The sequence below is a fragment of the Candidatus Lokiarchaeota archaeon genome, assembly GCA_014730275.1.
Lineage (GTDB): Archaea > Asgardarchaeota > Thorarchaeia > Thorarchaeales > Thorarchaeaceae > WJIL01.
This window is the reverse complement of record WJIL01000059.1, coordinates 1-3,766: the sequence shown is the minus strand read 5'-3', so window position 1 is coordinate 3,766 and position 3,766 is coordinate 1. Positions and strand designations below refer to the sequence as shown.

Here is a 3,766-nt window from a genome sequence, read left to right as displayed (position 1 = left end):
GGGTCAAGCAAACGCCGCTACATTTCAAACCAGCAATGTTCACCTTCTCAAAGAAAACTCAATACGCTTGTTTCTCCAGAGCGTGCAGAGGCTAATCTCGTCTTTTTCAGTTACCTCCAGTTTTATCGAGAAGCCTCTGGTCCCTGTTCCATACAACAGCAGATATCTCGTCTCATGAGCCAGATGAAACAGACCAGTGTAGAACCTCAGGAGCCCCCATTCATAGTTACCCGCCAATTCCGACAAGAAATCAGCCGCAGCCTGCAAGGTATCTTCTTCAGTCTGATACTCCCGCTTTCGGTTCACAGATTCCGACTCGGAAAGGGTTTGAATCGCCTTATAGACGACATCACGTTCTGCATCATCCAATCTAGTGACATCGATACGCAGCTTCCGAAACCTCTTTTCCGATATTCTATTCCCCAAGGGTTTGAGTGTTTTGAGAACAGCCGACACATCACCCAGATAGTCTTCCAGGCTTCTCTCACCTACCTCAACCACATTCTTGGCCAGATCGGTTCTCCCTTTCTCCACAATCCAACTCCTGTGCAGATCCACCATCAGCTGCTGTTCCTTGCTAAGCTTGGTCCAGTGCTTTTCGAGAAACGCATGCACATCTATCCAAGTCAGATGACGGAAACGATCTCCTATCAACTCCTTGCCCCTGGCCCCTTCAATCAGGCTCTTTGGTTGCACCGCGTCACCAAAATCCGTCTTCTCATTGAATTGAGTCAGGTAGACAAAGTAGATTTCATCATACCTCTCGTCGTCTGACACGGCGTTATAGTATGTGCTGATCTGATAATCTGTGACGCTAGCGTAGTCGTGAACTTTGGCTTCGATGAGAAGGGCACACTTGTGGTCGTTGGCGTTGAAAGCTATGAACAGGTCTACTGTGCCTTTCTTTGGATAGGACTTCTCCCTAAATACCCGAATAATATCCGCCTTGAACCCATAGAACTCTTTGATAAATGCTGCAGCAACAGCTTTGTGCTCGTCGAAGATGTCAAACAGGAGATGCGAAGAAGAGGTCTCTGAATGGAATATGGGCGTCAGACTGCTGCCATCATATGACATCGCTCATATCACACCTCCTAGGTAGTAAACAAGAATGGCGCAGTTATTTATAGAATTCGTATCTAACAAAGTATTTGTCATTTATTCCGTGCTAACAGATAGGAACAGAAAAGATGAAGCGGATATAGCGGTCCCAGTATTCATTTCTTGTTCTATCTTCTTTTTTGAAACGCTAACGAGAAGGGGATATCAATGCGTCTAATTGGTCGCGTGTTCTATGCACAAAACGCAATGCATCTTCTCGACTAAGACTTGCAAGGTACTGTGTGTAGTAGGACTCACCGAGTATTTCTGGGTTCTCTTTTGCCTTATCTTTGACTGACATCCATGTAATGAATATGTAGAGCAGGCCTGCAGGATAGACGAGAAGCACTAGTATGGTGCTACTATGCGTGAATAATAGCGGAATTGAGACTACGAATATGCCAATGTTTACGACATCGAAAACGGTGTGAGCGAGTATGCGACCTTTCCTGAGAAGTTTTGTACCTATTCTTGTTAAAATGCCAATGAATGCGATGCCTACTAGTTCAAGGATCACCATTAGGAGATCCATTGTGATGAGATACGCAAATGCCCCAATCAATGAGATTAGAGTCGCTATGAATAACAGAATCGCGTATTTCAGGAGCGCCATCTTGGTTTCTGATTTCAGTGCTGTTCTCGTGGTGTCTTCAGGGGGTTCATATGAAGTGTCTGCTTTCTGAGCACGGAGACATTTCCGAACTGCTACAAATCTCTCTTCAAAAGACACATAATCTGGCTGTGAAATCTGGATATAGACCCGGTAGAATCCAAACGCCCCAGCAAATGTGAGCATGAATACTGCACAGCCACCGAGGAACAACATTTCCCAGAAGCTTAAGGGCTCGATCATCATTGCTGCTGATAACAGGACTTGAGTCGGGATTCCGATGCCAAATGCCATGGCGAAAGTCGCGAGAAGAGACAGCATGAACCACTTTGCATGACTTTGCTCCTTATCTCTTTGAACTGAGAGCACTACCAAGTCAAACCAGAGAAAGATTAGAAAAGCGATGAACAAGGAAATTACGGAGAAGATGTAGTAGTCTGGGCTCAGGAAGAGCGATAGACAGGACACAATAATCCCTGCTAGTCTGCTGGTCATTAATCCCTTTCCAGAAGAATCCCATGCATTTTGCATCAAGGCCATCAGGTTAGGAAGCCCGATTTTAGAAATAGGCGCGACTGGTATCTCATTGACATATTCGGCGTCGATTCTCGCAAGTATATTATCGAAATCCTGAATTGCCTCGTTCTTATCTCTGTTTGTAAGCTTACAATCGCCCATTTGTGTTTCTCGCCTAGAATCCAATATTATATCTGCCATATACTGAGTTAGAATCTGATTGGTCTGAAAGTATCGCATGAATCAGAGAACCCAATCCCAATAGAATGAGAAAAGCGCTAACTATTCTTGCTCCTGTGGATATTGATACGATTACTTCTGACCCAGCAATTGCTTGAACATACCATGGAGCTACAACAAATATTGCCCATAAGACTGAAGCAAATAGAGAGATAAACTTGGTAGCTAATGTCCAAGCGCCCATAGTACCTGTAAAGAATCCAACTAATATCTCTGCAAATCTTGCCAACTGTAGACCAACCGTTAGAAGACTGGAGAAAATTGTTTTCAAAGAAAACACATTGAGACTGCCTTTCCAAATTGCAAATGTAGTGCATAGAGCTGACATCATTAGTATACCTGCATCTATCGCCACCCATGCTTTTTCCTGCCATGACCAATATAGAGTTCTCGGTTCTTCGATGCCCGTAGATAAATCAAAAGCCCTGTTCACAGCCTGTCCAAGGATTCATTCTAGAAAGAATAAGAGATGGGGGCTTGCTGCACCCCATATTCTGTGACTATTCTACATCTGCTTGTCTTGCCGGTATGGCAGGTTCTCAGGCCCAAAAAGCTCGCGGAAGTTCTGTAGAATACAGTTAAATCTGTTATAGATTGAAATAATGAGTGCGTTCGGAACAACCTGATTCGGTTACCGTGTAGTTCGGGTTTCAACTACAAAGAAATATGATTGAGTTCAAGTAGTATTACTTGGATGTGACTATGACTTCCCTATCGAAAGATCAGCGTAGAATGATGGATCTTCTGTTGAAGGTTTCATCATTATTCATCGAGCTTCATCTCAACAGACCTGTGCACAAACAGCAGTTCAAAAGCAACCGTGCGGCTCTCACTAATTTCTTGGGTGCCTACGCTTTCCAGCGAGCGGGGCCTGCTGTAATCTATACATCAATTGGATTAAGAGCAATTAACGAACTCATTACTGATGAATTTGATGAGATACACGAAACTTGACCCACAATGGAGTATCAAGAATGATAATTGCTGTGATTCTACCTATGGATAGTAACTAGGATCTCCCGAGACTGTGAATAGACCCGTAAAAACTATTAAGGGACTACCTTTCCCTAAGAACGGGGCATGAATTATGGCTATTCAGCCGCAAGATGACATTTCTCAGAGAATGAAGCAAAAGATTACCGAGGGTTTAGAAGGCGAAGTAGGTACCATTCAAAGACATGGTGCATTCCTTCTTAACGCCTTTACGAAGGAGCTTTACACAGATTTTGCTCAGGCTTGCAAGGAATACATTTCAAATGCAGTAGATGCGCGTGCAGAAAAGATTAGGATATCTTGTGC

At 43.8% G+C, this 3,766-nt stretch carries 5 protein-coding genes; 2 read left to right on the top strand and 3 right to left on the bottom strand.

The window, feature by feature from the left end:
* Nucleotides 1-39: 39 nt before the first annotated feature.
* The 3 genes from GF309_06010 to GF309_06000 all read right to left on the bottom strand — a co-directional run bounded on the left by GF309_06010 (nucleotide 40) and on the right by GF309_06000 (nucleotide 2,798).
* The gene (locus GF309_06010) at nucleotides 40-1,077 is read right to left on the bottom strand and encodes a hypothetical protein (protein MBD3158329.1); all 1,038 of its coding nucleotides are present in this window, start codon (nucleotides 1,075-1,077) and stop codon (nucleotides 40-42) included.
* Nucleotides 1,078-1,249: 172 nt separating this feature from the next.
* The gene (locus GF309_06005) at nucleotides 1,250-2,389 is read right to left on the bottom strand and encodes a hypothetical protein (protein MBD3158328.1); all 1,140 of its coding nucleotides are present in this window, start codon (nucleotides 2,387-2,389) and stop codon (nucleotides 1,250-1,252) included.
* 13 nt (nucleotides 2,390-2,402) lie between these two features.
* Nucleotides 2,403-2,798, bottom strand: coding sequence for a hypothetical protein (locus GF309_06000; protein MBD3158327.1), 396 nt, complete (start codon nucleotides 2,796-2,798; stop codon nucleotides 2,403-2,405).
* Nucleotides 2,799-3,169: 371 nt separating this feature from the next.
* Between GF309_06000 and GF309_05995 the strand changes: the two genes are divergently transcribed.
* On the top strand, nucleotides 3,170-3,421 hold the full coding sequence (locus tag GF309_05995) for a hypothetical protein (GenBank protein MBD3158326.1): 252 nt from the start codon (nucleotides 3,170-3,172) through the stop codon (nucleotides 3,419-3,421).
* A 133-nt stretch (nucleotides 3,422-3,554) separates the two neighbouring features.
* Nucleotides 3,555-3,766, top strand: a 212-nt coding sequence (locus tag GF309_05990) for a hypothetical protein (protein MBD3158325.1), incomplete at its 3' end; no start/stop codon positions are given.

Coding starts and splice junctions, on each gene's coding strand:
- GF309_06000 (MBD3158327.1), bottom strand. CDS start 2,798: ATGATGTCAGCTCTATGCACTACATTTGCAATTTGGAAAGGCAGTCTC.
- GF309_06010 (MBD3158329.1), bottom strand. CDS start 1,077: ATGTCATATGATGGCAGCAGTCTGACGCCCATATTCCATTCAGAGACC.
- GF309_05995 (MBD3158326.1), top strand. CDS start 3,170: ATGACTTCCCTATCGAAAGATCAGCGTAGAATGATGGATCTTCTGTTG.
- GF309_06005 (MBD3158328.1), bottom strand. CDS start 2,389: ATGGGCGATTGTAAGCTTACAAACAGAGATAAGAACGAGGCAATTCAG.